This is a genomic window from Streptomyces sp. T12 (genome assembly GCF_028736035.1).
Classification (GTDB): domain Bacteria; phylum Actinomycetota; class Actinomycetes; order Streptomycetales; family Streptomycetaceae; genus Streptomyces.
The window spans coordinates 4,640,563-4,666,772 of sequence record NZ_CP117866.1 but is presented as its reverse complement, the minus strand read 5'-3'; the positions used below and the strand labels follow the sequence as shown (position 1 = coordinate 4,666,772).

Annotated in this window: 26 protein-coding genes; 9 read left to right on the top strand and 17 right to left on the bottom strand. The window is 70.6% G+C overall.

The window, feature by feature from the left end:
* Positions 1-3 precede the first annotated feature (3 nt).
* The 4 genes from PBV52_RS20730 to PBV52_RS20715 form a co-directional block, all read right to left on the bottom strand.
* Complete coding sequence (locus tag PBV52_RS20730; protein WP_274249480.1) at positions 4-828, bottom strand: enoyl-CoA hydratase/isomerase family protein; 825 nt, start codon at positions 826-828, stop codon at positions 4-6.
* A gap of 103 nt (positions 829-931) precedes the next feature.
* A complete protein-coding gene (locus PBV52_RS20725) occupies positions 932-3,178 on the bottom strand; it encodes an acetate--CoA ligase family protein (protein WP_274240051.1) in 2,247 nt (748 codons plus the stop codon).
* A gap of 166 nt (positions 3,179-3,344) precedes the next feature.
* On the bottom strand, positions 3,345-4,877 hold the full coding sequence (locus PBV52_RS20720) for an FAD-dependent oxidoreductase (protein ID WP_274240050.1): 1,533 nt from the start codon (positions 4,875-4,877) through the stop codon (positions 3,345-3,347).
* Positions 4,878-5,152: 275 nt separating this feature from the next.
* A complete protein-coding gene (locus PBV52_RS20715) occupies positions 5,153-5,575 on the bottom strand; it encodes a helix-turn-helix domain-containing protein (protein WP_274240049.1) in 423 nt (140 codons plus the stop codon).
* Positions 5,576-5,714: 139 nt separating this feature from the next.
* Between PBV52_RS20715 and PBV52_RS20710 the strand changes: the two genes are divergently transcribed.
* Positions 5,715-6,536, top strand: coding sequence for an NAD(P)H-binding protein (locus PBV52_RS20710; protein ID WP_274240048.1), 822 nt, complete (start codon positions 5,715-5,717; stop codon positions 6,534-6,536).
* Positions 6,537-6,603: 67 nt separating this feature from the next.
* Here the strand turns inward: PBV52_RS20710 and PBV52_RS20705 are convergent, their stop codons facing one another.
* The 4 genes from PBV52_RS20705 to PBV52_RS20690 form a co-directional block, all read right to left on the bottom strand.
* Complete coding sequence (locus PBV52_RS20705; RefSeq protein WP_274240047.1) at positions 6,604-7,788, bottom strand: NAD(P)/FAD-dependent oxidoreductase; 1,185 nt, start codon at positions 7,786-7,788, stop codon at positions 6,604-6,606.
* A 373-nt stretch (positions 7,789-8,161) separates the two neighbouring features.
* Positions 8,162-8,953: an ABC transporter permease gene (locus PBV52_RS20700; protein ID WP_274240046.1), complete on the bottom strand. Its 792-nt coding sequence runs from the start codon at positions 8,951-8,953 to the stop codon at positions 8,162-8,164.
* On the bottom strand, positions 8,950-9,912 hold the full coding sequence (locus PBV52_RS20695) for an ATP-binding cassette domain-containing protein (RefSeq protein ID WP_274240045.1): 963 nt from the start codon (positions 9,910-9,912) through the stop codon (positions 8,950-8,952). Before PBV52_RS20695 ends, PBV52_RS20700 begins: the two co-directional genes overlap by 4 nt.
* Before the next feature lie 53 nt (positions 9,913-9,965).
* The gene (locus PBV52_RS20690) at positions 9,966-10,634 is read right to left on the bottom strand and encodes a DUF4097 family beta strand repeat-containing protein (protein ID WP_274240044.1); all 669 of its coding nucleotides are present in this window, start codon (positions 10,632-10,634) and stop codon (positions 9,966-9,968) included.
* Positions 10,635-10,883: 249 nt separating this feature from the next.
* On the opposite strand from PBV52_RS20690, the gene PBV52_RS20685 reads away from it, so the two are divergent.
* A complete protein-coding gene (locus tag PBV52_RS20685) occupies positions 10,884-11,636 on the top strand; it encodes a GbsR/MarR family transcriptional regulator (RefSeq protein WP_274240043.1) in 753 nt (250 codons plus the stop codon).
* A gap of 113 nt (positions 11,637-11,749) precedes the next feature.
* Here the strand turns inward: PBV52_RS20685 and PBV52_RS20680 are convergent, their stop codons facing one another.
* Positions 11,750-13,330, bottom strand: a complete 1,581-nt coding sequence (locus PBV52_RS20680; RefSeq protein WP_274249478.1) for a subtype B tannase — start codon at positions 13,328-13,330, stop codon at positions 11,750-11,752.
* Positions 13,331-13,505: 175 nt separating this feature from the next.
* Between PBV52_RS20680 and PBV52_RS20675 the strand changes: the two genes are divergently transcribed.
* Positions 13,506-13,952: a DoxX family protein gene (locus tag PBV52_RS20675; RefSeq protein ID WP_274240042.1), complete on the top strand. Its 447-nt coding sequence runs from the start codon at positions 13,506-13,508 to the stop codon at positions 13,950-13,952.
* The gene (locus PBV52_RS20670; protein ID WP_274240041.1) at positions 13,952-14,398 is read left to right on the top strand and encodes a Zn-ribbon domain-containing OB-fold protein; all 447 of its coding nucleotides are present in this window, start codon (positions 13,952-13,954) and stop codon (positions 14,396-14,398) included. The genes PBV52_RS20675 and PBV52_RS20670 overlap by 1 nt, the downstream gene beginning before the upstream one ends.
* A 215-nt stretch (positions 14,399-14,613) precedes the next feature.
* Here PBV52_RS20670 and PBV52_RS20665 read toward each other — a convergent pair whose 3' ends face one another.
* From PBV52_RS20665 to PBV52_RS20650, 4 genes are all read right to left on the bottom strand, one after another.
* Complete coding sequence (locus tag PBV52_RS20665) at positions 14,614-15,393, bottom strand: phosphotransferase (protein WP_274240039.1); 780 nt, start codon at positions 15,391-15,393, stop codon at positions 14,614-14,616.
* A gap of 70 nt (positions 15,394-15,463) precedes the next feature.
* On the bottom strand, positions 15,464-15,601 hold the full coding sequence (locus tag PBV52_RS20660; protein ID WP_274240038.1) for a hypothetical protein: 138 nt from the start codon (positions 15,599-15,601) through the stop codon (positions 15,464-15,466).
* Positions 15,598-16,632 carry a radical SAM protein gene (locus tag PBV52_RS20655; protein ID WP_306801435.1) on the bottom strand — a complete coding sequence of 345 codons (1,035 nt, stop codon included), beginning with the start codon at positions 16,630-16,632 and terminating at the stop codon, positions 15,598-15,600. Before PBV52_RS20655 ends, PBV52_RS20660 begins: the two co-directional genes overlap by 4 nt.
* Before the next feature lie 319 nt (positions 16,633-16,951).
* Positions 16,952-17,401 carry an ATP-binding protein gene (locus PBV52_RS20650; RefSeq protein ID WP_274240035.1) on the bottom strand — a complete coding sequence of 150 codons (450 nt, stop codon included), beginning with the start codon at positions 17,399-17,401 and terminating at the stop codon, positions 16,952-16,954.
* A 501-nt stretch (positions 17,402-17,902) separates the two neighbouring features.
* Between PBV52_RS20650 and PBV52_RS20645 the strand changes: the two genes are divergently transcribed.
* Positions 17,903-19,225: a DNA-binding protein gene (locus tag PBV52_RS20645; protein ID WP_274240034.1), complete on the top strand. Its 1,323-nt coding sequence runs from the start codon at positions 17,903-17,905 to the stop codon at positions 19,223-19,225.
* A gap of 10 nt (positions 19,226-19,235) precedes the next feature.
* Here PBV52_RS20645 and PBV52_RS20640 read toward each other — a convergent pair whose 3' ends face one another.
* On the bottom strand, positions 19,236-20,264 hold the full coding sequence (locus PBV52_RS20640) for an NAD-dependent epimerase/dehydratase family protein (protein ID WP_274240033.1): 1,029 nt from the start codon (positions 20,262-20,264) through the stop codon (positions 19,236-19,238).
* Positions 20,265-20,468: 204 nt separating this feature from the next.
* On the opposite strand from PBV52_RS20640, the gene PBV52_RS20635 reads away from it, so the two are divergent.
* Together PBV52_RS20635 and PBV52_RS20630 are read left to right on the top strand one after the other, a co-directional pair.
* Positions 20,469-21,092: a GNAT family N-acetyltransferase gene (locus tag PBV52_RS20635; RefSeq protein WP_274240032.1), complete on the top strand. Its 624-nt coding sequence runs from the start codon at positions 20,469-20,471 to the stop codon at positions 21,090-21,092.
* Between the two features lie 121 nt (positions 21,093-21,213).
* Positions 21,214-22,086 carry a GNAT family N-acetyltransferase gene (locus PBV52_RS20630; RefSeq protein WP_274240030.1) on the top strand — a complete coding sequence of 291 codons (873 nt, stop codon included), beginning with the start codon at positions 21,214-21,216 and terminating at the stop codon, positions 22,084-22,086.
* A gap of 18 nt (positions 22,087-22,104) precedes the next feature.
* On the opposite strand, the gene PBV52_RS20625 is transcribed toward PBV52_RS20630, so the two are convergent.
* Genes PBV52_RS20625 through PBV52_RS20615 form a run of 3 tightly spaced genes read right to left on the bottom strand, consistent with a single transcriptional unit; the run spans position 22,105 to position 24,458 of the window.
* Positions 22,105-22,800, bottom strand: a complete 696-nt coding sequence (locus tag PBV52_RS20625; RefSeq protein ID WP_274240029.1) for a pyridoxal 5'-phosphate synthase — start codon at positions 22,798-22,800, stop codon at positions 22,105-22,107.
* A 27-nt stretch (positions 22,801-22,827) separates the two neighbouring features.
* Positions 22,828-23,253, bottom strand: coding sequence for a pyridoxamine 5'-phosphate oxidase family protein (locus PBV52_RS20620; RefSeq protein WP_274240028.1), 426 nt, complete (start codon positions 23,251-23,253; stop codon positions 22,828-22,830).
* 32 nt (positions 23,254-23,285) lie between these two features.
* A complete protein-coding gene (locus tag PBV52_RS20615) occupies positions 23,286-24,458 on the bottom strand; it encodes an acetyl-CoA acetyltransferase (protein ID WP_274240027.1) in 1,173 nt (390 codons plus the stop codon).
* A 76-nt stretch (positions 24,459-24,534) separates the two neighbouring features.
* Between PBV52_RS20615 and PBV52_RS20610 the strand changes: the two genes are divergently transcribed.
* Together PBV52_RS20610 and PBV52_RS20605 are read left to right on the top strand one after the other, a co-directional pair.
* The gene (locus tag PBV52_RS20610; RefSeq protein ID WP_274240026.1) at positions 24,535-25,731 is read left to right on the top strand and encodes an acyl-CoA dehydrogenase family protein; all 1,197 of its coding nucleotides are present in this window, start codon (positions 24,535-24,537) and stop codon (positions 25,729-25,731) included.
* Positions 25,728-26,201, top strand: a complete 474-nt coding sequence (locus tag PBV52_RS20605) for a nitroreductase/quinone reductase family protein (protein ID WP_274240025.1) — start codon at positions 25,728-25,730, stop codon at positions 26,199-26,201. Before PBV52_RS20610 ends, PBV52_RS20605 begins: the two co-directional genes overlap by 4 nt.
* Positions 26,202-26,210 lie beyond the last annotated feature (9 nt).

The window sequence follows — 26,210 nt, the reverse complement described above, 5'->3', positions numbered from 1 at the left end:
GCGTCACCGGCCCTTGTACTCGGCACTCCTGCGCTCCACGAAGCTCGCCACCCCCTCCCGCGCGTCCCGCGTCGTCATGTTGATCTCCTGCGCGGCCGCCTCCGCCGCGAAGGCCGTGGTGCGGTCGGCGTCGAGGGAGGCGTTGACGAGCTGCTTGGTGAGGGCGAGGGCGCGGGTCGGGCCGGTGGCGAGGCGTTCGGCCCACTCGCGGGCCGTCTTGTCCAGCTCCCCGTCCGGCAGGACACGGTTGACGAGGCCCAGCCGCTCCGCGTCCGACGCGGTGAGCGCGTCGCCGAAGAACATCAGCTCCTTCGCCCGCTGGGGGCCGATGAGGCGGGGGAGGAGATAGGCACCGCCGCCGTCCGGGACGAGGCCGCGGCGTACGAACACCTCGATGAACCGTGCGGACTCCGCGGCCAGTACGAGGTCGCAGGCGAACGCGAGATGCGCGCCGAGGCCGGCCGCGGTGCCGTTGACCGCCGCGATCACCGGCTTCTCGCAGTCCAGGACGGCCGCGATCAGCCGCTGGGCGCCGAGCCGGATGGTGCGGGCCACATCGCCGGCGATGCGCTCCGCGCCGGCCGCCGTCCCCCGCAGGTCCGCACCCGCGCAGAAACCACGGCCCCTGCCGGTCAGTACGACGGCCCGTACGCCGGGGTCAGCGGAGGCGTCGGCGAGCAGTTGGATGATGCGTTCGCGCTGGTCAGGGGTGATGGCGTTGAGGGCATCGGGGCGGTTGAGGGTGATGCGGCAGACCCGATTGTCAGTGGCGTGCTGTACCAATGAATCAGCGGAAATCGGCGGCTCGATTTCCGGCTCGACGGACATTTCGCCGGACATTTCGACGGGCAATTCGACGGACTTCGCGACGGACTTGACGGACTTCGCGACGGACTCTTCGGGGGAGGAAGTCATGGGGGTACTCCGCTTCTTACGACAGCTGTTCGGGGGCCGGTCGGCAGATGGCCAAGGCGTCCAGGGCCACTGCCCCCTGCCCCTGCGGCAGCACCATCAGCGGGTTGATGTCGAGTTCCGCGAGGTCGTCCTCCAGTTCCAGGGCCATGCGCTGCACCCGCAGGACGACTTCCACGAGCGCGTCGAGGTCCGCCGGGGGACGCCCCCTGACCCCGTCGAGCAGGGCCCGCCCGCGCAGTTCCGCGCACATGTCCCGCGCCTGCTCCTCACCGAAGGGCGGCACGCGCACGGCGGTGTCGCCCAGGACCTCCACGAGCACCCCGCCGAGTCCGACCGTCACCGTCGGCCCGAACAGCTCGTCGTGGGTGACGCCCACCACCATCTCGACGCCCCGCTCGACCATCTGGCAGACCAGGACGCCGTCCAGGGAGACGTCCTCGTAGCGGGCGATGTCAGTCAACTCACGGTAGGCGTCCCGCACTTGGCTGGCGGAAGTCAGTCCGATCTTGACCAGGCCGAGCTCGGTCTTGTGGGCGATCTGCGCGCCGGACGCCTTCATCACCACGGGGTAGCCCACCAGCCCCGCGGCCCGTACGGCGGCCGCCGCGCTGGTCACCAACTGCTCGCGCGGGACGCGGATTCCGTACGCCCGCAGCAACTGCTTCGCCGCGTGCTCGCTCAACTGCTGGCCCGGACGCATCAGCGCCTGCGCCTTGCGGAAGGACGGCGAGGGCGTGCGCGGGGCCTCGTCGAACGGGGAGCGGTAGCCGGCCACGAAGCGATGGTGGTCGAGGTAGGCGCGGACGGCGGTGATGCAGTTCGCGACCGTGCGGAAGGTGGCCACGCGCGAGGAGCCGAGCAGTACCTCGCGGTACGCCGGCTCGGTGCCGACCGGCGACCCCCAGACCACGCACACCAGCTTGGCCGTCCGCTCGGCGGCGTCCACCAGGTCCTGGACGAGCCGGTCGCTGAGCGGCGGGAAGGGGCCGGTGACCGGGCAGATCAGCACCCCGACGTCGGGGTCGTCGAGGATCGCGTCGATGATCTTCCGGCCGCGCCAGTCGCCGACGGGATGGCCGCCGTTGTCGACCGGGTTGGCCACGCTCAGGTACTCGGGTATCCACTGGTGCAGCTCGGCCTGCTTGGCCTCCGACAGCGCCGGCAGCGTGAGGCCTGCCTCGCTCGCCAGGTCGGCGAAGTGCGCGCCCGTGCCGCCCGAGATCGAATAGACGACGACGCCTTCGGCGCGGGGCGGCCGTGCGCGGGCCAACAGGGCGGCGGTGTCCTGGAGTTCGTCCAGGCCGTCGACCCGGATCACCCCGTACTGCCGCATCGCCGCGTCCACCACCGCGTCCGCGCCGGTCAGCTTGCCGGTGTGTGAGGCGGCCGTGCGGGCACCGGTCTCGGTGCGGCCCACCTTGACGGCGACGACCGGCACCTTGCGGCGGGCGGCCCGGTCGGCGGCGAGCAGGAAGGACCGGCCGTCCTTGAGGCCCTCGACGTAGCAGGCGATGGCTCCGATCTCGGGCCGCTCGGCGAAGTAGGAGATGAAGTCGGCGGTCTCCAGGTCGGCCTCGTTGCCGGTGGGTGCCCAGTGGGTCAGGCGGATGCCGAGCTCCTGGAGGGCGAAGACGGGGCGGCCCTGGTGGCCGGACTGGGTGATCAGGGCGATCGCGGGACCGTCCAGGTCGTCGCGGAACCGCTCGAAGGCGTTGAGGTTGGTGTTGGGGCCCAGCAGCCGCATCCCGGACCGCTCGACGGCGGCGGAGAGCCGGTCCTGCGCTGCGGCGCCCTCCTCGCCGGTCTCCGCGAACCCGGAGGCGAAGACGACGGCGAACTTCACCTTGGCCTCGGCCAGTTCCTCGATCACCGGAAGGGGGTCGGCGACCAGCAGTACGGCGAGATCGACCTGCTCGGGCAGGTCGGCGACGGAGGGAGAGCAGGGGATGCCGAAGACGGACGGGCGGTTCGGGTGCACGGGATGGAGCCGGGCGCCGACCCGCTCGGACCAGGCGATCAGCTGGCGGGTGACGCCGGTGTTCGGCCGGCCCTCGGCGTCCGAGGCGCCGATCACCGCGACCGCCTCCGGCCGGAAGAAGCGGTCCAGATCGGGCACGTCGGAGTACAGCGGACGGCCGCTGACGTCGAGATCGTCGACCTCGGCCGGCCGGCCGTGGACGGCGGGCCCGGGCTGTTCGCCGCAGGCGATGACCCGGGCCCGGCGGGAGTCGGTGGTGAGGGTGCCGTGGGTTGATCCAAGCATCGGTCCGCCCGCTCCTGTGTGACAGCGATTAACTGACGCAGTGTCAGATTAAGGGAACTGACGCTTAGTCAGGAATGGCTGTGCACGCAAAGTTGGCCGAGCCGACGCGGGAACCTGCGCGGCGACCTCGCGCAGGCGCCACTCATAGCGCCACTCATAGCGTCGCTCAGAGCGCCTCCAGCACCTCCTTCGCCACCCGCTCCCCCGACCGCACCGCCCCGTCCATGAAGCCCATCCAGTAGGTGGAGGTCTCCGTGCCGGCCCAGTGGATGCCGCCGACGGGCTCGCGCAGGGCGGGGCCGTACTGGGTCAGGACGCCGGGCGCGGCGATGGAGACGGGGCCGCCGCGGGTGTAGGCCTCGTTGTTCCAGCGTTGCAGGACGAAGGAGGTGGGGGAGGCCGCTTTCTCGCCGAAGTACGTGACGTAGTCCTTCAGTACGGCCGCCCGGACCTCCGCCTCGCTCGCGGCGTCCAGCTTGCGGGCCTCGTCGGCCTCGATGAAGCCCATCAGGGCGCCGTAGGAGGCGTCGGGCGGGGAGTTGTCGAAGGTGGAGCTGACCACGCCGGTGTCGCTGACGACCTGGCCGTTGAGGCCGTCGGCGCGCCAGAAGGGGGTGTCGTAGATCGCGATCGCCTTGCCGACCGAGGCCATCGGCAGGCGCTGGGTCAGCTGGTCGCGGGCGGCCGGGAGGAGGGGGTCGTACGAGATACGGGCGGCGATCGGCGGGGGTGCGGCGACGACGACTCGCTTGGCCGTGACGGTGATGCCGTCGGCGGTCACGACGTAGTTGCCGCCGGACCGGGCGATCGTGCGCACCGGGGCGCTCAGCACCACCCGGTCGCCGAGCGTGGCGGCGAGTTTGATCGGCACCAGCTGGGAGCCGCCGACGAAGCGCAGTTCCTGGGCGCCGTTCGCGGTCTCGGTGAGGCGTTCCAGGGTGCCGGGGGTGGAGGCGTTGCCGGCGGCGGCGATGTAGAAGAGGACGAACAGGAAGGAGAGTTCACGGGGTTCGGCCGAGAAGATCGACGTGCAGGCCACGTCGAAGAGGAACTTGGCGGACGGGACGACCGCGTTGGCGCGCAGCCAGGTCTCGAAGGTCTGCCGGTCCCACTCGTCGGCCTTCGCGGCGGTCCAGGGCGCGGCGACCGGGATCTGCTTGGCCAGGTCATCGAGCGTGGCCTGCACGATCGCGGCGTTGGCGAGCCCGGCCGCGTCGATGGGCGGGACCGAGCCGAGGATGCCGTCGGTGGCGTAGGGGGTCTTCTTGCCGTCCTTGTAGAGGAGGTTGTCGCCGGTGTTGTAGGTGGCGAAGGTCTGCACGCCGAGTGAGTCCGCGAGCGCCTTGATGCGGTCCTGGGTGGGGCCGATGAACTCGCCGCCGCCCTCGGTGACTCCACCGCCCGCGAGGTTGAGGCCCACCACCCGGCCGCCCACGCGGTCGCGGGCCTCCAGGACGACGACCGACTTGCCGGCCGCCACCAGGTCGCGGGCCGCGGTGAGGCCGGCCAGACCGGCACCGACGATGGCGACGTCCACCGCGCGGGTGGCCGCGGAGGCCGTGCCGGCGGTGGTCGCGGTGAGGGTGGCGGCGCCGGCTGCGGCGGCCGCGCCGCCCAGGAGTGAGCGCCGGGAGATCTGGGAGTTCCGGGAGTTACGAGGGAGCGGGGGGAGCGGGGGGAGCTGTCTTTCACGTGCCACGTGCGTCCTCCGTCGTAGCGAGAGGGGGGTGGAGCCGGAAAGTTGAACAGGGCTCACATTCTGGCTCCGTGCGGTGGCGCGGTACAGCTCTCGCGCAACTTCTGACTCGTAAGTAACAGGAGATATACGTAGGAGAGTTGAGCGTGTCTACGCCGTGCGGCTGGTTGCGGAGGCGGTCTTGGCGAGCGCCGTGCGTCGATCGCCATCTCGCGGAGATTGCCGCTGATCGGGTTGGCGATGCCTGATCCGGCGATCCGGCACGCCCCCAACTCGCGTCAGCGGATGTCGTGGTCGGGGTGGGTCCGGTCGTAGGCGTGCCGTGCCTCGGCGATGACGGCGCGGTGGGCGAGGGACCAGTCGGCGAGTGCCTTGACCAGGTGGGTCAGGCCGGCCCCGGTTTCGGTCAGGCGGTAGTCGACCTGGGCCGGGACGGTCGGGTACACGGTGCGCAGCACGAGGCCGTCGCGTTCGAGCCTTCGTACGGTGAGGGTGAGCATCCGCTGGGAGATGCCGTCGATGGCGCGCTGGAGTTCGCGGAACCGGCGCGGTCCGCCCGCGAGTTCGACGATCACGAGCACCGACCACTTGTCGCCGATGCGGTCCAGGACGTCGCGGATGCCGCAGTCGGGGTGGTCCTCGCTTCCACAGGGGGCGAGTTCGGCGGGTGTGGTGGTTACGCCGGTGTGCGTGAGTGACATCGAACTGCCTCCTTGTGGCCGGTGGATGTGCGGTCAAGGATCAAGCGTAGTTACCGATGAGAACCACGACCGAGAACCACGACTGAGAACCACGACTGAGAACCACGACTGAGAACCACGACGGAAGACTGCGATTGACATGATCTTGGTGACCGGAGCGAACGGGAATCTCGGCTCGGCCACTCTTGCGGCGCTGCGCGCCCGCGGCGTCGTCGTGGCGGGCGGCAGCCGCACGCCGGGCGAGGGGATGCGGCGTATCGACTTCGACGACCATGTGGGCCTCGATCTGGCCGGTGTGTCGACCCTGGTGCTGGTTTCCGCCGGTTATGCCGAGGACGACCAGGTCGTCGAGCGGCATGCGGCGGTCCTGGACGCCGCCGTCCGTGATGGCGTCCGCCACGTCGTCTACACGAGCCTGACCGGTGCCGGCGACCATCTCGGTTTCGCGCTCGCGCACCGTGCGACCGAACGCCTGCTGCAGGCAAGCGGATTGCCGTGGACGATCCTGCGCAACGGCCTGTACGCCGAGCTCTTCGGCGGTCTGCTGATGTGGGCCGGCGATCGTGTGGAGTCCGCGTTCGGTGATGGTGCCCTGGCGGCAGTCGCGCGGGAGGATCTAGCGGAGGCCGCGGCGATCGTTGCGGCGGCTCCGGCACGGCACAGCGGGCGCGTCTACGACCTCGTCGGCACGCCGGTCACGGCCGGGCAGGTGGCCAGTCGACTCGGGGTCCCACACCGCAGCATCAGCCTGGGCGAGTACCGGCGCAGGCTCCTCGACGAGACGCCGGGACTGCTGCCGTTCCAGCCGCCGATGCTGGCCTCGATCGCCACCGGCATCCGGCATGGCTTCCTGGACGGCACCGCCTCCGACCTCGCGGACATCCTTGGCCGCCCGGCCCGCGATCCACTGGCTACGGCCGTTGCAGCCGCATCCGCCACGAGACCGGAAGCGAGTGCTTAGCGGCGGGCACCACGCGCATCGCGCTCGAGCTCGCCCAACAAGCCACCAGCGAGGACACCTGTGGATCTCATACGAGACGGGAAACCCTTCCGGCGCTGTGCCGGGCGACGGCCTTCGCGATCTTCTGGGCGTCGATCGCCATCTCACGGAGGTTGCCGCTGATGGGGTTGGTGAAGCCGGTGAAGTACAGGCCGGGTGCGTTCGCCGGGGTGCGGGCGCCCTGGACGACCGGCTTGCCGCGGGCGTCGAGCACGCCGAGGTGGCCGACGAGGTCCTCCAGGGCACGGACGTAACCGGTGGCGGCGATGACGGCGTCCGGTGAGACGCGGTTGCCGTCGGCGAGGATGACCTTGCCCTCCTCGAAACCGTCGACGGCGGCCACGATCTCGACCCGGCCGTTGCGTACGGCGTCGACGAGGCCGACGTCGAGAACCGGGATCGCGCCTTCCTCGACCCGGCTGTACAGGCCGGTCTCGGGGCGCGGCAGTCCCTGGGCCGACAGGTCCGGCACGCTGAGCTTCGCCACGGGCCTCGCGAGCCGGTCGACGAGCCCGACCGGCAGCCGTCGTACGAGGATGCTGGTGAACTGGGCGGCCCATCCGGCGGTCGAGCGGCGCACGATGTGCGGAACCGTCCGCACCGCCAGCCGCACCCGAGCCGCCCCACCCTCCACCAGGTCCACGGCGATCTCGGCACCGGTGTTGCCGACGCCGACGACCAGGACGTCGCGGCCGGCGTAGGGCGCCGGGTTGCGGTACTCGCCGGCGTGCAGGAACTCGCCGCCGTATGCGTCCCGTCCGGGCCAGCGCGGGATGTGCGGGGTGTGGTTGTGGCCGGTGGCCACGACGACCGCGGCGCCGGTCAGTTCCCGGCCGCCGGTGGCGTGCAGCAGCCAGCCGGAGCCGTCGGCCGAGGGCTCGACGCGGGAGACCTCGACGCCGGTGACGATCTCCAGGTCGTGGTGCTCGGCGTACTTCTCCAGGTAGCGCACCACGTCGTTCCGGGACACCCAGCGCCCGAAGCGGCGCGGCATCGGCAGCCCGGGCAGGCCCGACAGCCGGCGGGTGGTGTGCAGATGGAGCCGGTCGTAGTGGCGCCGCCAGGAGGCGCCGACCCGGTCCGACCTCTCCAGCACGACGGCGCGCAGTCCCTGGGCGCGCAGCGCGTACGCGACGGAGAGTCCGCCGGGGCCGCCGCCGATGACGTAGACGGGGCGGTCCGTGGGGGTCGGGGACGCTGTGGAGTCGGCCATGTTCGGGAGCGTAATCAGACTGCCGGTTGATGGGTCTCGGTCAAGACCGGAATTGGTTGCGGATCGATCACGGCTGTGGGAGGGGTGGGCGGAGTCTGTGGCGTGGATCTCCTGGTTGTGGGCGTGGATCTGGTGGTGTGGGGGTGGAGTGGCTATGGGGCGAGTCCGGACATTGTCGGGATACCCGTCAGCCGTCAGCCGCCCCCCGGGCAGCCGTCAGCCGTCAGCCGCCCCCCGGGCAGCCGTCAGCCGTCAGCCGCCCCCTCCCCCCCGCCACGCATACGAACGGGGCGGCGTACTCCGACGCGTGTGTCGGTGTACGCCGCCCTGGGGTGGGACGGGGTGCGGGAGATGGCCCGCGTTGTCATGGCGGTTACTTCGGGTCGTCGTTGAACTTCGAGGTCGACCAGAAGTAGCCGAGCACCGCGAGGCCCAGGCACCAGGCGACGGCGAGCCAACCGTTGTTGCCGATCTCGGTGCCGAGCAGCAGGCCGCGCAGGGTTTCGATGGCGGGCGTGAAGGGCTGGTACTCGGCGATCGGCTGGAACCAGCCCGGCATCGCGTCGACCGGGACGAACGTGCTGGAGATGAGCGGCAGGAAGATCAGGGGCATGGCGTTGTTGCTCGCGGCCTCGGCGTTGGGGCTGACCAGGCCCATGCCGACCGCGATCCAGGTGAGCGCCATGGCGAAGAGCACGAGCAGTCCGAACGCCGCGAGCCACTCCAGGGCGGTGGCATCGGTGGAGCGGAAGCCGATGGCCACACCGACGGCGCCGACCAGGACCACGCTGACGATCGACTGCAGCACGCTGCCGACGACGTGCCCGACGAGCACCGAACCGCGGTGGATCGCCATCGTGCGGAAGCGGGCGATGATGCCCTCGCTCATGTCGGTGGAGACGGAGACCGCCGTTCCGATCGTGGTGCTGCCGATGGTCATCAGCAGCAGGCCCGGGACGAGATACGCGACGTAGTCCGCGCGATCGGCGCCACCGCCGCCGATGCCCGCGCTCATGGTGTCGCCGAAGATGTAGACGAAGAGCAGGAGCAGCATGACCGGCGTGAGCAGCAGGTTCAGGGTGAGGGACGGGTAGCGCCGGGCGTGCAGGAGGTTGCGGCGCAGCATCGTGGTCGAGTCGCGGACGGCGAGGGAGAGGGAGCTCATCGGGCAGTCTCCTTGGACTGGGTGGGGATGGCGGTTCCGCCGGTCAGGGCGAAGAAGACGTCGTCGAGGTCGGGGGTGTGCACGGTCAGCTCGTCGGCCTCGATGCCGGCGGCGTCCAGCCGGTCGAGGAGGGAGCGCAGCTCGCGCTGGCTGCCGCCGCTGGGGAGCTGGAGGGTGAGGGACTCGTCGTCGCGCGTGACCTCGCGCAGGGTGGAGGCGGCGGACTGGTAGGCGGCCGGGTCGGTGAAGCGCAGGCGGACGTGTCCGCCGGGGATGAGTCGCTTGAGCTCTTCCGCGGTGCCTTCGGCGGCGATCTTGCCGTCGTTGAGTACGGCGATGCGGTCGGCGAGTTCGTCGGCCTCCTCCAGGTACTGCGTGGTGAGGAAGACGGTGACGCCGTCGGAGACCAGCTCGCGGATGATCTGCCACATGTTGTGCCGGGAGCGTGGGTCGAGGCCGGTGGTCGGCTCGTCGAGGAAGATGATCCGCGGGTTGCCGACCAGGGTCATGGCGATGTCGAGGCGGCGCTTCATGCCGCCGGAGTAGGTGGAGGCGGGCTTCTTCGCGGCCTCCACGAGGTCGAAGCGCTCCAGCAGTTCGGCGCTGACCTGCCGTCCCGCACGCTTGGAGAGGTGGTGCAGGTCGGCCATGAGGAGCATGTTCTCCTCGCCGGTGATCAGCCCGTCCACGGCGGAGAACTGCCCGGTGACACCGATCGCGGCGCGCACCGCCTGCGGGTCGGCGGCCAGGTGGTGACCGCCGATGCGGATGTCGCCGGTGCCCGGGTCGGCTGAGATCAGGGTGGAGAGGATCTTGACGGCGGTGGTCTTGCCGGCGCCGTTCGGGCCGAGCAGGGAGAAGATCGTTCCTTCCGGGACGGTCAGGTCGACGCCGTCGAGGACGGTCTTGTCGCCGTAGGACTTGCGCAGCCCGTTCGCCGCGATGGCCAGGTTGGTCATGAAGGGTGCTCCTATTTGCTTTGCCGGCCGCTTTGCTTTGCCGGCTGCGGGTTTTACAGGCTGCGGGCGGTGATGTCGCCGTGGGAGGTGGTCGCGCGGATGTTCAGGCCGGCGGCGGCGCCGTCGGTGTTCTTGAGCGAGTTGTTGATCCGGCCGTAGCCGGTGCCGGCGTCCAGGGAGGCGGACACTCCCTGGGCGGCGCCGATGGTCACGTCGCCCATCTGGGTGGTCAGCACGACCGTGCCGTGCACCGCCTCGGCGATGTGGATGGCGCCCTGTTGGGTGCTGATCTCCGCGGGGCCGCCCAGGCGGCCGACCGAGACGTCGCCGGTGGCGGTGAGGCGAACGCTCGCGGCCTCGTCGATCCTGACCGCGCCGTGCGCGCCCTCGAAGTCGATGTCGCCGAGGCGTCCGACGACGCGGAGTTCGGCCGCGGCCGCCTTCGCCTCGACGCGGGAGCCGGCCGGCAGCTGGACCGTGACCTCGACGGAACCGAAAGCGCCGAGGATCCGGTTCTTCGCCGCCGGGGCCTCGATCCGCAGGACGCCGTCGCCGTACGCGACCTCGATCTGCTCCGCCGCCTTGACGTCGCGGCCCTTCGAGGCGTCCGCGGGCCGGACCTCGACCGTGGTGTCGGCTCGGTCGGCGGCGATGAACTGGATGCGTCCCGCGGGGATGTCGAGGACGGCGGAGATCGGGGCGGGGGTGTCGAACTTCTGCATCGTGCTCTCCTGTGTTCGGTGGTGTTTCCGGTGGTGTCTCCGGTGGTGTTTCCGACGATGGAAAAGCTACGTTGCGTTCATGGATTCGGCAACAGAGTCGTTGCGCTTAATCAATATAAGTGCAGGTGAAAGCCGAGAAATCGTTGCAACGGCTCTATATTTAACGCAACGTCAGGCATCTGTTCGTTGCAATGAATGGCGAGTGAACGCTATCCTGGAGGCGTCAAGGAAGCACGAAGGGAGACCGCGGTGCCGGGAGGCAGGCTCACTCAGCAGGAACGTCAGCAGATCGCGCTGGGGCTGGCCGACGGCCTCGCCTACGCGGAGATCGCCAGGCGCCTCGACCGCCCGACCTCGACCATCACGCGCGAGGTCATGCGCAACGGCGGGCCCACGACCTACCGCGCCGACCTGGCCCACCGCGCCACCGAACGCCGTGCCCACCGGCGCAGGCAGGCCGCGCCCCGAGGGTCGCAGGCGCCCGAGCAGGCCCACGGGCGCGACGCCGAGGCCGTGCGCGAGTACGAGGAGGCGTGGACCACGCTCCTCATGCAACAGGGCCTGCCCAAGATGATGTCCCGGGTGCTGACCTGCCTCTACACCACCGACGCGGGCAGCCTCACCGCGTCCGAACTCGTCCAGCGGCTCCAGGTCAGCCCGGCGTCCATCTCCAAATCGGTCACGTTCCTCGAAGGGCAGGGCCTCATCCGCCGGGAACGCGACGAAGGCCGCCGCGAGCGCTACGTCGTCGACAACGACGTCTGGTACCAGGGGATGATCGCCAGCGCCCGGTCCACCGCTCAGCTCGCCGAGACCGCACGGCAGGGCGTCGGCGTCCTCGGCCCCGACACCCCGGCCGCCACCCGCCTGGAGAACATCGCCCGCTTCATCGACTTCGTCGCCGAGAGCATGACCCGCGCCGCGGAGCAGGCCCGTGACGTCCTCTACGCGAAACCCGAAGCGACCTCGGGCGGCCCTGCCGAGCCGGGTTCGGATCGCTGACCACTACGACGCCGGGCCCTGACATTGGTCGGGCCCGGCGTCGTGTGGGCGGTGGCCGGAGTTATGACGGGAAACCGGCACCGCGTCTTGAGGGGCTACTCGGTCACAGCGGACTACTTGGTCCCCTTGGTCCGCTTGCCCTTGTAGCCGCTGATCTTGGCGATCCACTCGATGAAGTCGCCCGGGTCCGAGTTGGCGCCGTGGCCCTCGTCCCAGTAGTAGAGGTGGCTGACGTCGTCGCCGAGGCCGTTCGCGGCGGCGGCGAGGTTGGCGGAGACCGTGTGCGAGGTGTCGGAGTCGTTGGTGCCGAGGCGGATCCACCAGTGCTTGGTGCGCTGCGGGTTGGCCTTCTCGACGAGGAAGTGCATCGGGTTCATCAGCCGCAGCGTGGCGGGGATGTCGCTCGCCACCCGCTTGCCGCTCAGGCCCGTGGAGTCGTTCTTGGCGCTGTACGCCGTGAAGTGGCGGGCCTGGGTGGTGCCGAGGCCGAACAGGTTGTTCTCGCCCGTCGACAGGTCGAAGGCGTCGAAGGCCGGGGTGGTCTTCTTGCGGGCGCCCACGTGGGCGAGGAAGTCGGCCCAGGAGAAGGCCGCCTTGCCGCCGGACCAGGTGATGAAGGTGTTCGCGGCCAGGTACGACGCACGGTCCGTGTCCGACAGGGCCGCGAGGTACTTGGTGGCCGACGGCTCCAGGTACTGCTTGACCAGGTACTCGTCGTAGTTGCGTGCGGTGAGCGTGCCGAACCCGCCGAGGCCCTTCAGCCTCAGGGACGCCTGGTACTCGGCGAACTGCGACCGCAGCTCCTTCGACACCGTCTGGTCGACCTTCGAGCCGGAACTCGTGGCGTTGGAGCCCCAGTTCCACTCGTAGGCGCCGTCGGCGTGCTCCAGGTCGGTGATCGGGCACCAGGCGCCGGTCGCGAAGATGGCGTCGCTCGCCTCGGCCGCGCCGATCTCCTTGAGGTACCTGTCGTAGAGCGGGCTGTCGCCGGACGCGCCGAGCAGGGAGGACAGGGCGCCGCCGGCGCTGGTGCCGGAGGAGACGATGCGGTCGACGTTGCCGGGTATGCGGCCCCTGTTGGACCGCACGTACCGGACGGCGGCCTTGAGGTCGACGATCGCGGCGGGGGCGACGCCGTAGTACTCGCCGGCGGAGTTCTTGAGCGTACGGCCGCGGGCGCCGGGCTCGACGACGACGTACCCGGCCGCGAGCGCCAGCTTCGGGAGGCTGACCCTCTCGCCCTGGCCGTTCACCATGCCGTTGCCGCCGGAGGCGACCTCACCCGAGCCGGTGGATGCTGGCATCCCGCCCCCGCCCTCGCCCCCGCCCACACCGGTCGCGTCCGCAACGGACGACGGCATGTACCCGCCGACCGCGTTGGCGAAGAGGATCGGGGCGTCGGTGGCGTCCACGGCCGTTCCGTCGATCTTGACGGGGACGCTGACGTTCAGGCTCTGGTACGCCTCGTCGACCGGCTTGGTGACGTACGTGATCGCCTTGTAGAAGCGGTACTCCACCTCGTGGTCGGTGCTGTCGGCGTCGGTGATCGTCGTCGTCAGGGTCGAGAAGGCGTGCTTGTCGAAGACCAGGGCGTCCGACGAGGAGGACTTCGAGGTGCTCGTGTCGCCCGACGCCTGCGCGGTCAGGGCGACGCCCCCGACCGCCGCGACCCCGGCGGTCGCCCCGATCCCCATGACAACGCTCCTGCGCTTGATTGCCCTGTGCTTCACGTCCGGCTCCCTCGGTGTTTTCTGCTTGCGTCGGTGAACCTAACGGGAGTGCGGACAAGATTGCCAACAATTCTGTTGGACTCATCGCGGATGCACAGGCGATTGTCAGGCTCCTCTTATCTGACGTACCGTCAGATCCATGGACGCGATCTGGCTCACAGGTGCGGAATGGCTGGCCGTGCTCCGCATAGGCCTCGGGCTGTGGTGGCTGGAGAGCTGGCGGCACAAGGACAAGAAGAGCTGGTTCGAGGGGTCCGGGATCGCGTGGGCGGCGGACGTTGCGGCCAAGCACCGCTGGAACGCCGTACGTTCCGGCTTCGAGGTCGTCGTCACGCCACGGCCGCGCGCGATGGCGTACGTCGTCCTGTACGCGGAACTGGCCCTGGGGCTAGGGCTCGTCCTCGGGTTCCTGACCCCGATCGCCCTCGTCGGCGGGCTGCTGCTCAACGGCCTCTACTTCGCCCTGATGATCCACGACTGGGCGGAGCAGGGGCAGAACTCGATGATGGCGCTGATCTCGCTGGTCGCGCTGGGCGGCATGTCGTGGCAGTCGTGGTCGGTGGACAGTGCGCTGGGGCTCTTCTGATGGGCGGCGCGCGCTCCGCCGGTCCGCACTCCGGCAGCCAGTGCTCCGCCGGTCCGCGCTACGACCTCCCGGAAGCCGACGCCTTCACGCGCGCGTACTGGGACGCGGCGGCCGAAGGGCGGCTGCTGATCCGCCGCTGCCGGGCCTGCGGACGCGCCCACCACTACCCCCGCGAGTTCTGCCCCCACTGCTGGAGCGAGGACGTGACGTGGGAGCCTGCGGGCGGCCGGGCCACCCTCTACACCTGGTCCGTCGTCCACCGCAACGACCTGCCGCCCTTCGGGGAGCGCACGCCGTACGTCGCCGCGGTCGTCGATCTCGCCGAGGGCCCGCGGATGATGACCGAGGTCGTGGAGTGCGCGGACGCCTCGCGGCTGCGGGCCGGCGCGGAGCTGGAGGTCGCCTTCCGGGACGGGATGCCGGTGTTCCGGCCATCCGCAAGGTGAGCGGAGCCTTGAGTGCGGTTCTGCTGCAGAAGCGGGGCACGGGAGAGGGAGCGTGATCGTCGTATCTCGTAGTCCCCTGCAGGCATGGCGTCTCACTTGGCTACGTTCGCTACATGTTCTATGAACCCCGTGCCTCCTCCACGCTCAGCACGGGCATGTTGCTCCTGGCCGTCCCTCGCCGACCCCTTCGCCACATGCTGGGCCAGGCTGGGCCGTCAGCGGTGGGCGCTCCAGGTGCGGGCGGCGTTCAGCATGTCGAGCACCCAGGGTTCCGTCTGGCCGTCCGCGATCCCTTCCCAGACGCTAACCGTGGCGCGGGCGAAGGCGTCGAGGCTCCGCGCCGGAGCGTTGTTCCAGGCCGGGATGTGGGCGGCCCACTGCTCCGCCTGGGCGGGCGTGTGGCCGGAGTTGACGAGCCACACGACCCACAGAGCGGGGTCGATCCATGCTGCTCCTCGGGAGGCCCATGCCCAGTCGACGACCACAGCGCGGCCGGAGATCAGGACGTTGGTGGGGAACCAGTCCGTGTGACAGAGCGTGTCGCCGGCGAACAGCTCCGGGGTGTCGGTGTGTTCCTTCATCCGGTCGGGCATGGTGCGCGTGATGCTGTCCGGCGCCTGGATGGTGGTGAGGCGACCGATTACGTCGGCCACCAGCGGGAGGTCTGGAGAGCCGGGCGCGTAGTCGGCGTGGCTGCCGGGGATTTCCTCAAAGACGAGGAGGTCCCAGCCGCCTGCCTGGATGTGCCACAGCAGGGCCGGGGCGATGCCTCGCACGTGAGGGTTGACGTTCGCCTCGCGCGCCTGTGTCCACACCCGTCGGTGCTCCTCACGCAAGCCCTTTACGAAGATCGTCGTGTCGGCGGTGTGGATGAGGGTGGCGATCTCGCTGTTGAGGCCCGCGTTCAGGTTCTCCGTCTTGATCACGGGACCGGCTTGGGCCTCGATGAGGGCCAGGGCGTCGGCGGGAATCTCGGGCAGGCGCACGGTCGGCATGGAGGCCACCTTTCCATACGGGGCGGGGCCCCGGCGCGGGATGCGGCCGGGGCCCCGGATCGGATGGGGATCAGTTGTAAGGGTTGTCGTCGCCGCATCCGGGGAGGGTTCCGGCGGCGGCGGTGTAGGTCTCTACGTCGTCGATGAGGACGATCTCGTCGGTTTCCTCGGCCCGGGTGGGGCCGAGTTCGAGCAGGAGCGGGCTCATGCTGTCTCCTTCATTCCGTGCTGGCAGTAGTGGTGCAGTGGTGCCTTCGCCTCCTGGAAGACCTTCGCCATCGGCCTGCACACCCGACATGAGTCGGAGAGCTTGCAGCCGCTGCATCCTCCGGTGCGAAGCATTAGGGAGTCGGCGATGCCGCCGAGCCGGGCGAGCCCATCCGCGCCTTCCGCGATCAGGTCGACGTTCGGTTCGCGGCTGACCTTGCAGATCGACGCGCGGCCGAACGGGTCGGCGTGGAAGAACGTGACGCCGGCGGGGCAGCCGGTGAACGGCGCCCTGCTGGTGAGGTGTTCGGGCGACTGCGACGGCAGCGGCTCGGCGGTGCCGTGGATCGTCGGGGAGAGGTTCGCGTACTCGCGGAACGGCAGCCCGAGCCGTTTCGCCCACGCGCGCATCCCGTCGATCTCGTGCGCGTTCTGCCGCGTGATGATCAGGCTCAGATCGAGGTTCAGAGCGGCGCCGACGGCCTTGTTCAGCCCGGCGGAGAATCGCTCGAAGGCGCCCCGGTTGCGGGTCACGGTGTCGTAGGTGTTGGCCGTCGCGCCGTACACGCTCAGCGACATCTTTGACGGCGGCAGCTCGACAAACAGCTCCAGGACGTGATCCTTGTGCAGCCGTGATCCGTTCGACAGCACCTCGACCTGCATGCCCAGCTCATGCGCGTACCGGTATGCCGCCGGAAAGTCTGGGTCGATCAGCGGCTCGCCGCCCGTCATCTGAAGCCAGATGACCCCGGCTTCGGTCATGACCTCCAGCAGCCGCCGTTTCCCGGTCATATCCAGGCCCTCGAACCGCTTCTCGCCGAGGTAGCACATCACGCAGTCGTAGTCACAGCCGAGGTTCAGTTCCCACGTGGCCCGGCTGATCCTGTAGGGACCGGCGGCGCGGATCAGCACGGTTCCCGCGGCGGGGCGCCCGGCGAGGTCGATTTTCCAGGAACGCCTGGCCGCGTCCGCGAGCCACGCAGGGACTGGTTCGCTAGCGGATACGGCCGCCATGAGCTGCGCGAACTTCACACGTGGGATCTTGAGGGCCTTCGGGCTTCCCGGGCGTAGCACCAGGTGATCGTCTTGGAACGGACTCGCGATCAGGTCATGCATGCTCGCGTCACTTCCTCTCCGTGTCGTCGGTGGTAGCGGATGGTGTTGTGGTTCTGGCCGGGGCGTGTGGAGCAACGAGGCAGCCCCGGCCGGTGGTCCCTCGGGGCGGGGACGTCACGCGCGGCGCTTGCTGGAGTCCTCCGGACTCGAGCGGTGATCTGCCGCCAGCCCCACTGGCACCTCCGGCGCTTCTTCGCGGTGGCTTCTTCGAGGGCCTTGTCGATCCTGTCGAGGATCACGAGGACGCCTTCAGCTCGGCCCACACCGCTTTCCCGCCGTCCCGCATCACGAAGACGTCCCACGTCGCGGCAAGGGCGTCCACCATGTTCAGGCCGCGGCCGTCCTCCTCACCGTCGCCCGGCTCGCGTCGTACGACGGGACGCGATGAAGTGTCCGTGACCCACACCCGGACCCTGTCCGGCTCCGGCTGCTCCAGCGTCAGCCTGCACCGGCCTGGCTCGTCCCGGGTCGCCGCCGCAGGGCGCGCATGCCGTACGGCGTTGGTCACCAGCTCCGACACGATCAGCTCGGCATCACCGGCCAGTTCGCCGAGCGACCAGCACCTGAGTGTGGTACGCGTCGACAGACGGGCTAAGGCGGCGGACGAGGCCACTAGGGACAGCGTCTGCGTGTAGGTGGGCACCGTGCCCGTGGTGGGCCTGAGGCTGGGGGCGATCAGGATCATGACGCTGCCTCCTGCACGCCGTACATGCCCGCGCACGGGGTGCACGCGTACAGGCGGACACCGGTCAGACGCAGTATCCGGACGGGGAACCGGCGGTCCGGGGTACCGCTGCACCAGCAGCACGAGGCGCCCTCGCTCTGCCGGCCGCTCAGTCTCTCCAAATGGATCGCGGGGGCGTCCACGAGTTCACCGGCTGCGGTCGCGGTCGGCGCCCCGGCCGCCCTCGAGGGAAGGGGGCGGCAGGGGCCGTATGCCGTCGGGCTCCGGGCAAGTACGTACGGATTACGGAGCGTCGACCGACGGCGGACAGCTTCCGCCCGGTCCGGGTGGCGTCACCATGCCGTACCGGGGCTCACCTGGCGCTCTTTCAGGTGACCAATGTGGCGTGCAGCTGGCGTCAACGTGTCATGTGCGGTGGGGGCGTTGCGATGCGGGAGGGTTGGCGTTTCCCTTTCAGCGAGGGAAGCGCCCGCGCGAGTGCGCCGACAGAACGGGAGCGATATGAGTAAGACAGCTCGCACGCTGCTGAAGGTCTTAGTGGATCAACGGCGTTGGCGTTACGTCGACTTCGAACGTGCTTTCCGCCGCGCGGCAGCTCAGGTGCTTGCGGAGGAGTCCCGGAATCTGACCGTGTCGGAAGCGCAGTTTCGGCGCTGGACTGCTGGTCGGGTCCAGACCCTTCCGGGAACGGAGGCGTGCACCGTGCTGGAGCACATGTTCGGGATCGATGCGGTAGTTCTGTTCGAGGCGCCTCCCTCTGTTGCACCCGCACCCGCGTTCAACCTGGAAGACGAAATTCTGATGACTGCACGTGACGCCCAGAGCGAGGCCGCCGAGGCTGCCGCCGCTTCCATCTCGGATACCACCCTTGATCAGCTGCGGGACGACGTGGCCACGCTGGCGCGCACGTACAGCAGCACAGCGCCCTTCGACGTGTTCCAGCAGGCGCGGGAGCTGCGTGAGGAGGCCGAGACGCAGCGCGACCGGACTCAAGTCCCGGTACATACACAAGAGTTACTGATCGTGGCGGGCCAGGCGTGCGCACTGCTGGCCACGGCCGCATTCGACCTCGGGTCACTGGACGGGGCGAAGCGCTTGTGCCGTTCGGCGGCTCTGTATGGGGAGACGGCGCGGTTCGATCCGCTGCGCGGGTTCGCCGGCGGGACGCTGGCGTACATCGCGTACTTCTCGAATCAGCCTGCGGAGGCCGCGCGGCTGGCGCGGCAGGCCCAGATGTGCACGGGCCTGGGGGATGTGGCGCGACGCAGGCTCGCAGCGATCGAGGCCCGCGCGTTCGGGTACCTGGGTAATGCGGCCTCCGCACAGCGGGCACTGGACGCCTCGCAGGCTGAAGGCCAGGGGGCGACAGACGACCTCCACGACGGTGTGGCCGGAGAGTTCGGCTTCACCGTCGAACGCCTCGCGATGTCGAACAGTTCGACATGCCTGCTGCTCGGTGACGGGGACCAGGCGGAGACCGCGGCCACGAGGGCGCTGGAGCTTGCGGCCCAGCGACCGGCGTCGCAGCGCTCGGTCCGCGTGGTCGGTGGGGCAGCTGCGGACCTGGCCGCCGCCCGGCTGCTGCGCGGTGACCTCGACGGCGCGGCCGACGCCCTCGAACGGGTGTGGGTCGTGCCGCGCGACCAGCGCGCTACCGGCCTGCTGACCCGCACCTCCCGGGTACGGCGCGCGCTGACCGGCGAGCCGTTCAGGGGCGACCAGCTTGCCGGAGAACTCGGCGAACGGATCGAGGACTTCACCCGCCTGTCTGCGCAACACCAGCTCGGAACCGGCTCCGGCCCGCTCGCCGCCCTGGAAGCATGACCAGCGCCTGTCAGTTCGCCCCCGAGAGAGACGCCAGGATCTTGGCCTCTTTCTCGGGGGCGATGCCGTGTTCGGCCCACCGTGGATGCTCGACGGGGCGCCCGTCGGCCTGAATCCAAGTCCAGGTGTCGGCGATCGTCTCGCTCAGCGGGCGGCAGCGCAGACCGGCAGCAACGGCCCGCGAGGGGTCGACGGCCCATGCCCCGGCGTGCGTGCGCCACAGGGGGAATTCCGTCCACTGCTTGACGCCGTGGCGGGCGAGGTCCTCCGGAGCTGTCCACACGGGCCGCCCTGCGCCGCTGGTCACGGTCAGGCACGCGGTCACGAACTCGGCGAAGGTCAGCCCGTCGGGGTGGGCGACGTTGAAGGCCCCGCCGGCATTCGTATCGGCAGCCTGGTCCAGGGCGAAGGCGGCCACGTCGCGGACGTCGACCGGCTGAATCCGCCGCTCGCCCGGGGACGGCGCGAGGATCCGGCCGCCGCGCTCGGCGCGGGTAAGCCACCAGGGCAGGCGTCCGACGTACTCGCCGGGGCCGAGGATCACCCCGGGTCGCAGGAACACCGCCCGGTCGCCGAGCGCTTCGGATACGGCCCGCTCTCCGCCCGCCTTCTGGAACCCGTACTTCGTCGGCGAGCCGTCCGGGCCCGTGTAGCCGAACGTGTCGTCGGCGTCCGCAGGGCAGTCGAGAAGCGGCGATTCCTCCGTGAGGGGGTAGTGGGGCCAGCCCTCGTACACGGACACTGTGGAGACGTGCACCCACCGAGCCACCTGACCGGCCAGAGCATGTGCGGCCAGGAGCACGTCACGGGGTGGAAGTTCCGAGCTGGACGTGTCCACCACAGCATCCCACGGGCCGTGTCCAGCCAGTCGCTGAAGGTTTTCCGGGTCGGTCCGGTCGCCATGCACCGCGTTAACGCCGACGGCATCGGGTCCCGAACGGCCACGGTTGAACGTCGTCACATCCCACCCGCGCGCCAGCGCGCCGACGACCAGCTCTTTGCCCAGGAACCACGTACCACCAAGCACCAGCATCCTCATGGTCCCTGATCCTGCCGGGCGGATTGGCCCAGAGGAAAGTCACGGACGGCCCGGGGCAGCCCATCCACCGGTGGCCGCCGTCATGGCAGCCGTACAGCGCGCACCCGATCGTGTCGCCCGACACGTCCAGGCCGCCGCGCTCGACGGCGCACCGAGGAATGAGCCGGATGCGGTACGGCTTCTAAAGCCGGTTTCATTACCTTCATGACCCACGCCGATATACGACCCCCTGCCCACCCCTTCCCCGACCTGCACGGCCACGGCCTCCGCCTGCGTCCCTGGGACGCGGACTCCGACGTCGACCTCGACGCATGGTTCCGGGGGCGCACCGACCCGGAGTTCCGGCGCTGGAACACCCCGCTGAAGATCACTACGGACCTCGACAGCGCCCGGGAATCGCTGCGCGACTCGGCACGGAAAACGGCGGAAGGAACGGCGGCGTCCTACTGCGTCACCGACGCGGCGACCGGCACACCCCTCGGACAAGTCGGCGTCAACGTCATCGACCGCGTCATGAGCTGCGCCCGCGTCGGCTACTGGGTCCTGCCCGAGGCCCGTGGGCGCCGAGTCGCCACCCACGCCCTCGCCCTCACCGCCCGCTGGGCCCTCACCGAACTGGGCCTGCACCGCCTCGAACTCGGCCACGCCGTCGGCCACGACGCCTCCTGTCATGTCGCCGAGCGGTGCGGTTTCCGTCACGAGGGGACCCTGCGGGGTGCGATGTGGGAGGCAGAGCGGTACGACGTGTACCGGGACGTGCATCTGCACGCGCGGCTCGCCACCGATCCGGACGTCAGCCCTCAGGCCACGAGGCACGTCAACCCGTAGACCACGCATCGCGTGAACCCGGCGCCCCTCAACCCCCGCCTGGGAGTGGGGTCTTGTGTCGGCTTCGTGTCCACGGCGGAAAAGGGTGCACAACCACCGCCCGGGCGCGGGATCATGAGGTATGCGCCCGGACGACTGGTACTGCACCCAGGACCTCACCGGCTTCCTCTCCCACGCCGGTGGCTTCCTGCGCTCACGCCCCGATCTGCACACCGTCGCCCTGACGGTGACCGAGACGCTGCGCAGGAGCGGGTCGCGTGCCTACGGCGACGAGGCGCCGGTCTTCGGAGTGCTGGAGCTGGGCGGGCAGGTGCGCGCCGCCTACTTCCGCACCCCGCCCTTCCGGCTGAACGTCACCCCCCTCAGCCCCGACGAGGCCGAGTCCCTCGTCGCCCACCTGGTCGCCCTCGGCCACTCGGTCCCCGGCGTCATCGCGGCCCACGACACCGCCGAGGCCTTCGTCGCGGCCTGGCGCCGGCAGACGGGCGCCAAGGGTGCGGTCAGCCAGCGCCAACGCCTGTACCGGCTCGGCAACTTGACCGCCCCGCATCCCCTCCCGGCGGGCCGGGCGCGGGTCGCGGGCAAGGAGGACCGGGAGCAACTGGTGCGCTGGTACCGCGAGTTCGTCAACGCCGTCGGCGATCACGCCGCCCGTGACGCCGCCGCATGGGCCGACTCGCGGATCTCCTACGGAGGCGTCACCTTCTGGGAGGGCGAGGACGGCACCCCCCTCGCCATGGCCGGCGTGACCCCGGTGGTCGCCGGCCAGGTCCGGGTCGCCCCCGTCTACGCCCCGGCCCACCTGCGCGGACGCGGCTACGCGGGCGCGGTCACCGCACAGGTCAGCCGGTCCGTGCTCGCCTCCGGGGTGCGCGAGGTGCTGCTCTTCACGGACCTGGCCAACCAGACCAGCAACAGCCTCTACCAGCGCATCGGGTACCGGGCGGTGGCCGACTTCACGGCGTATGACTTCCGGGGCATCCGCACCTACTGAGAGACGACAGGTCGGTCCTCAGGGCCAGAGCAGCTCCTTGGCCCAACCCGCCTCGGTGCGCCGGTAGTTGAGCCGCACATGCCGTCGCCGGGCGTCCCCCTGGAAGAACTCCACCGTCTGCGGGCGCAGGTAGTACAGCGTCCAGGTGGGCACCGGAGCGTCCGGCTCGCGCCGGGCCCGCTCCCAGGCCGCTTCCGACGTGCGCGCCAATTCCTCCAGGGAGCCGAGGGCCTGGCTCTGGCGGCCGGTCAGGGCAGCCGCCAGGGCGCCGGTCGAGCGGGCGTGCAGGTCGGCCTGGGACTCGGCGGACGGGGCGTCCGTCACCGGGCCCCTCAGGCGTACCTGGCGGCCCTGGGCGGGCCAGTAGAAGCCGAGGGCCGCGTACGGGCGGGCGGTGAGCTGACGCCCCTTGCGGCTGTCGATGTGCGTCGCGAAGGACCAGCCGGACGCGTCGGCGCCGTGCAGCATCACCGTCCGTACGTCCGGCAGGCCCTCCTCGTCCGTCGTGGCGAGGGACATCGTGTGGGGCTCCACCTGCCCCGCCGCGACTGCCTGCGCGAACCAGGCCGTGAAGAGGGCGAGGGGTTCCGCGGGCGCCGCGGCTGGGTCGAAGGCGGGCAGGTCGACGTCCCACACCCGAAGCGACCTCAGCAGCTCATGGAAGTCCTGCTCGCGACGATGTTGCTCGTGGTGATCCTGCTCGTGACGATCCATGCCGCGATTGTCACGTGCGGGGCCGGATCACACCTGCCCGAGGTCGGACGACACCCAGCGTTCGGGCCGCATGTGGATGACGACCTGCTCGCCGTGGTTCTTCCAGGCGGCGTCGACATAGCCGTCGACCTTCTCGGCCGGGAGGTAGCGGGCGGAGATCTCGCGGAGCTGTTCGAGGGTGGCGGGGGTCGTCCCGATGACCGGTCCCTCGACGGACGCGTACCGGATGGTGGGGTCGAGCCGGTCGATCATCAGGGAGAACCGGCCCGCTTTCTGGATCAGCCGGTTCTTGCGGCTGTCCAGCCCGGTCATGATCCAGATGTCGCCGCCGGGCTCGTACTGGTACCAGATCGGCACGGTCAGTGGAGCGCGCCCCGCGCCCGCGTCGACCGCCAGCGCGGCGACGTGGGGCTCAGCCAGGAACTGTTCACGCTCTTCGCGGGTCAGGGCCATGCCTGTTTCCTCCGGAGTTGCTCTCGACAGTCTCAATCCCTGCCCAGTACCAACGTCCCCGACGAGCAGAACCATCCCCCGGTCGCCGAAGCGACCCCCAGCCGCGGCAACTCCCCCTCCCGCCCCCGCACTTGACGCTCCCCGCCCTCCCCCCGCAACTGCCGCACCGCCTCCACCAGAAGGAACAGCCCCCGCATCCCGGGATGTTGGGCCGACAGCCCGCCCCCGTCCGTGTTGACCGGCAGCTCCCCGCCCCGCACCAGCAGCCGCCCCTTCTCCACGAATGCCCCGCCCTCGCCCTTCCCGCAGAAGCCGAGGTCCTCCAGGGTCACCAGGGTCATGTAGGTGAAGGCGTCGTAGATCTCGGCGAAGTCGATCTCCTCCGGCCGCACCCCGGCCCGCTCGAAGGCGAGCCGCCCGCTGACCGCCGCCGGGCCGGTCGTGAAGTCGGGCCACTCGGACATCGCGGCATGCGAGACGTGCTCCCCCGTGCCGAGCACCCACACCGGTGCCGTGCGGCAGTCCCGTACGAACTCCTCGGCGGCCAGCAGTACCGCCGCCCCGCCGTCGGAGCGGATGCAGCAGTGCAGCTTGGTGAAGGGGTCCGCGATCATCGGGCCGGACAGGACGTCGTCCACCGTGATCGGGTCGCGGAACATGGCCTCGGGGTTCAGGGCGGCGTTCGCCCTCGCCTGGACCGCCACCTCCGCCAACTGCTCGATCGTCGTGCCGTGTTCGATCATGTGGCGGCGCGCGGCCATGGCGTACTTGGCGATGAGCGTGTGGCCGTAAGGGACCTCGAACTGCAGGGGGCCCCGGGCGCCGAAGGACAGGTTCCCCGTCCGCCGCCCCGCCTTGATGTCCGCGCGGGCCGTGGAGCCGTAGACCAGGAGGACGGCGTTGGCGTGCCCCATGGCTATCGCGTCCGCCGCATGGGCCGCCATGACCTCCCAGGTGGAGCCGCCGACGGAGGTGGAGTCGACCCAGGTGGGGCGCAGGCCCAGATACTCGGCCACCTCGACGGGGGCGAGGGTGCCGAGCCCGGCGGACGCGAAGCCGTCCACCACCTCCCGGCCGAGCCCCGCGTCGGCCAGGGCGCGGCGGGCCGCCTGGGCGTGCAGGGCGTACGAGGTCGCGTCGTCCACGCGACCGCAGTCGGAGAGGGCGACCCCGACCACGGCGACTTTCCGGCTCCGGGGAGTCATACGAGGCCTCCAACCTCTGTGCATCTCGTTGCGACCCCCCTAATATGACGGGCCGTCAGATACGGAGGGAAGAGCCATGGACGCCAGCTTCACCCCCGAGCAGGACGAGATCCGCCGCACCCTCCGCGAGCTGCTCCACAGCCGCTGCGGCCCCCGTGAGCTGCGCGCGGCCCTCGACGCCCCCGCCGGACACGACCCCGACCTCTGGACCGCCCTCGCCGGCCGGCTCGGCCTGCCCGGGCTCGCCCTTCCTGAGGCATACGGGGGTGTCGGCTGCTCGGCGACCGAACTCGCCCTCGCCTGCGAGGAGACCGGGCGGGCCCTGGCCCCTTCGCCGCTGCTCGCCACCGCCGTCCTCGCCGCACCGCTGATCGGCTCCCTCGGCGCCGAGGCCCAGCGCGCCGACCTGCTGCCCCGCATCGCCTCCGGCACGCTCACCGCCGCCCTCGCCGTCCCCGGCGCCGCACTCGCCACCGCCCTCGCACTCACCGGCGCGGGCGACGGCGACTGGGCCGGTGGTGGGCGGGCCGGGGGCGTGCAGGCGCGGCGGGTGGCGAACGGCTGGCGGTTGTACGGGCAGGTCGACCAGGTGCTGGACGGGCACAGCGCGGGGCTTCTGGTGGTCGCCGCGCACGCCGGGGGGTTCGCCCGGTCGCGGACGCTGCTGTTCCTGGTGCCGGGGGATGCGGTGGGGGTCGTACGGGTCCGGCAGACCGCCCTCGACGCCACCCGGCCGCAAGGCTGCCTCCAACTCCGGGACGTTGAGGCCGAGTTGCTGGGGGAGGAGGACGGCCAAGACGTCCTCGCCGCCCTCGCCTCCGTCGGTGGCACCGCCGCCGCCGTCCTCGCCTGCGAGGCCGTGGGGGCCGCCGACCGGGTGCTGGAGCGGACCGTGGAGTACGTCGGGCAGCGGGAGCAGTTCGGGCGGGCGATCGGGTCCTTCCAGGCGGTGAAGCACCGGCTGGCGGATGTGTATGTGGGGGTGCAGGCGGCGCGTTCGGCGGCGTACTACGCGGCCTGGGCCGTCGCTCATGGGGAGCACGTGTGCGGGCTCGCCCTCGCGCAGGCCCTGGAGGCGCTGCGTGCCGCGTCCGCCGAGGGGATCCAGCTGCACGGCGGCATCGGTTTCACCTGGGAGCACGAGGCCCACCTGTACTTCAAGCGGGCCGCCGGCGACGAGCTGCTCTTCGGGCCGGTCCACCGGCTGCGGGCACACGCCGCCGAGGCGGCGCGGCTCTTCGAGACGTCCGAGGCGCGGGAGGTGGCGGTGTGATCGGCGTGCGAGTGGTGCAGAAGGTGTCGTCGACGCGGGGCTTCGCCAAGGTCGCCCCCCATCTGATCCCCGCCCTCGACCGGGCCGTCCACCGGCTCACCCGCGGGAGAGTGCTGCTCAGCGCCCAGATGCTGCCGGGCGTGATCCTCACCGCGACCGGCGCGCGCAGTGGGCTGTCCCGCCGTACGCCGCTCGCCTGCATGCCCGAGGAGGGCGGCCGCAGCTGGATCCTCGTCGGCTCCAACTTCGGCCGCACCGGCCACCCCGCCTGGACCGCGAACCTGCTGGCCCATCCGGACGCCGAGGTCAGCTGGAAGGGCCGGGACCTCCCCGTCACGGCCCGGCTGCTGGAGGGAGAGGAGCGGGCGGCCGCCTGGAAGGCGGTGCTGGCGTTCTGGCCGCCGTATGCGACGTATCAGGCGCGGGTGGAGCGGGAGATCCGGCTCTTCAGGATCGTCCGCAGGTCATAGCGGCGCAGG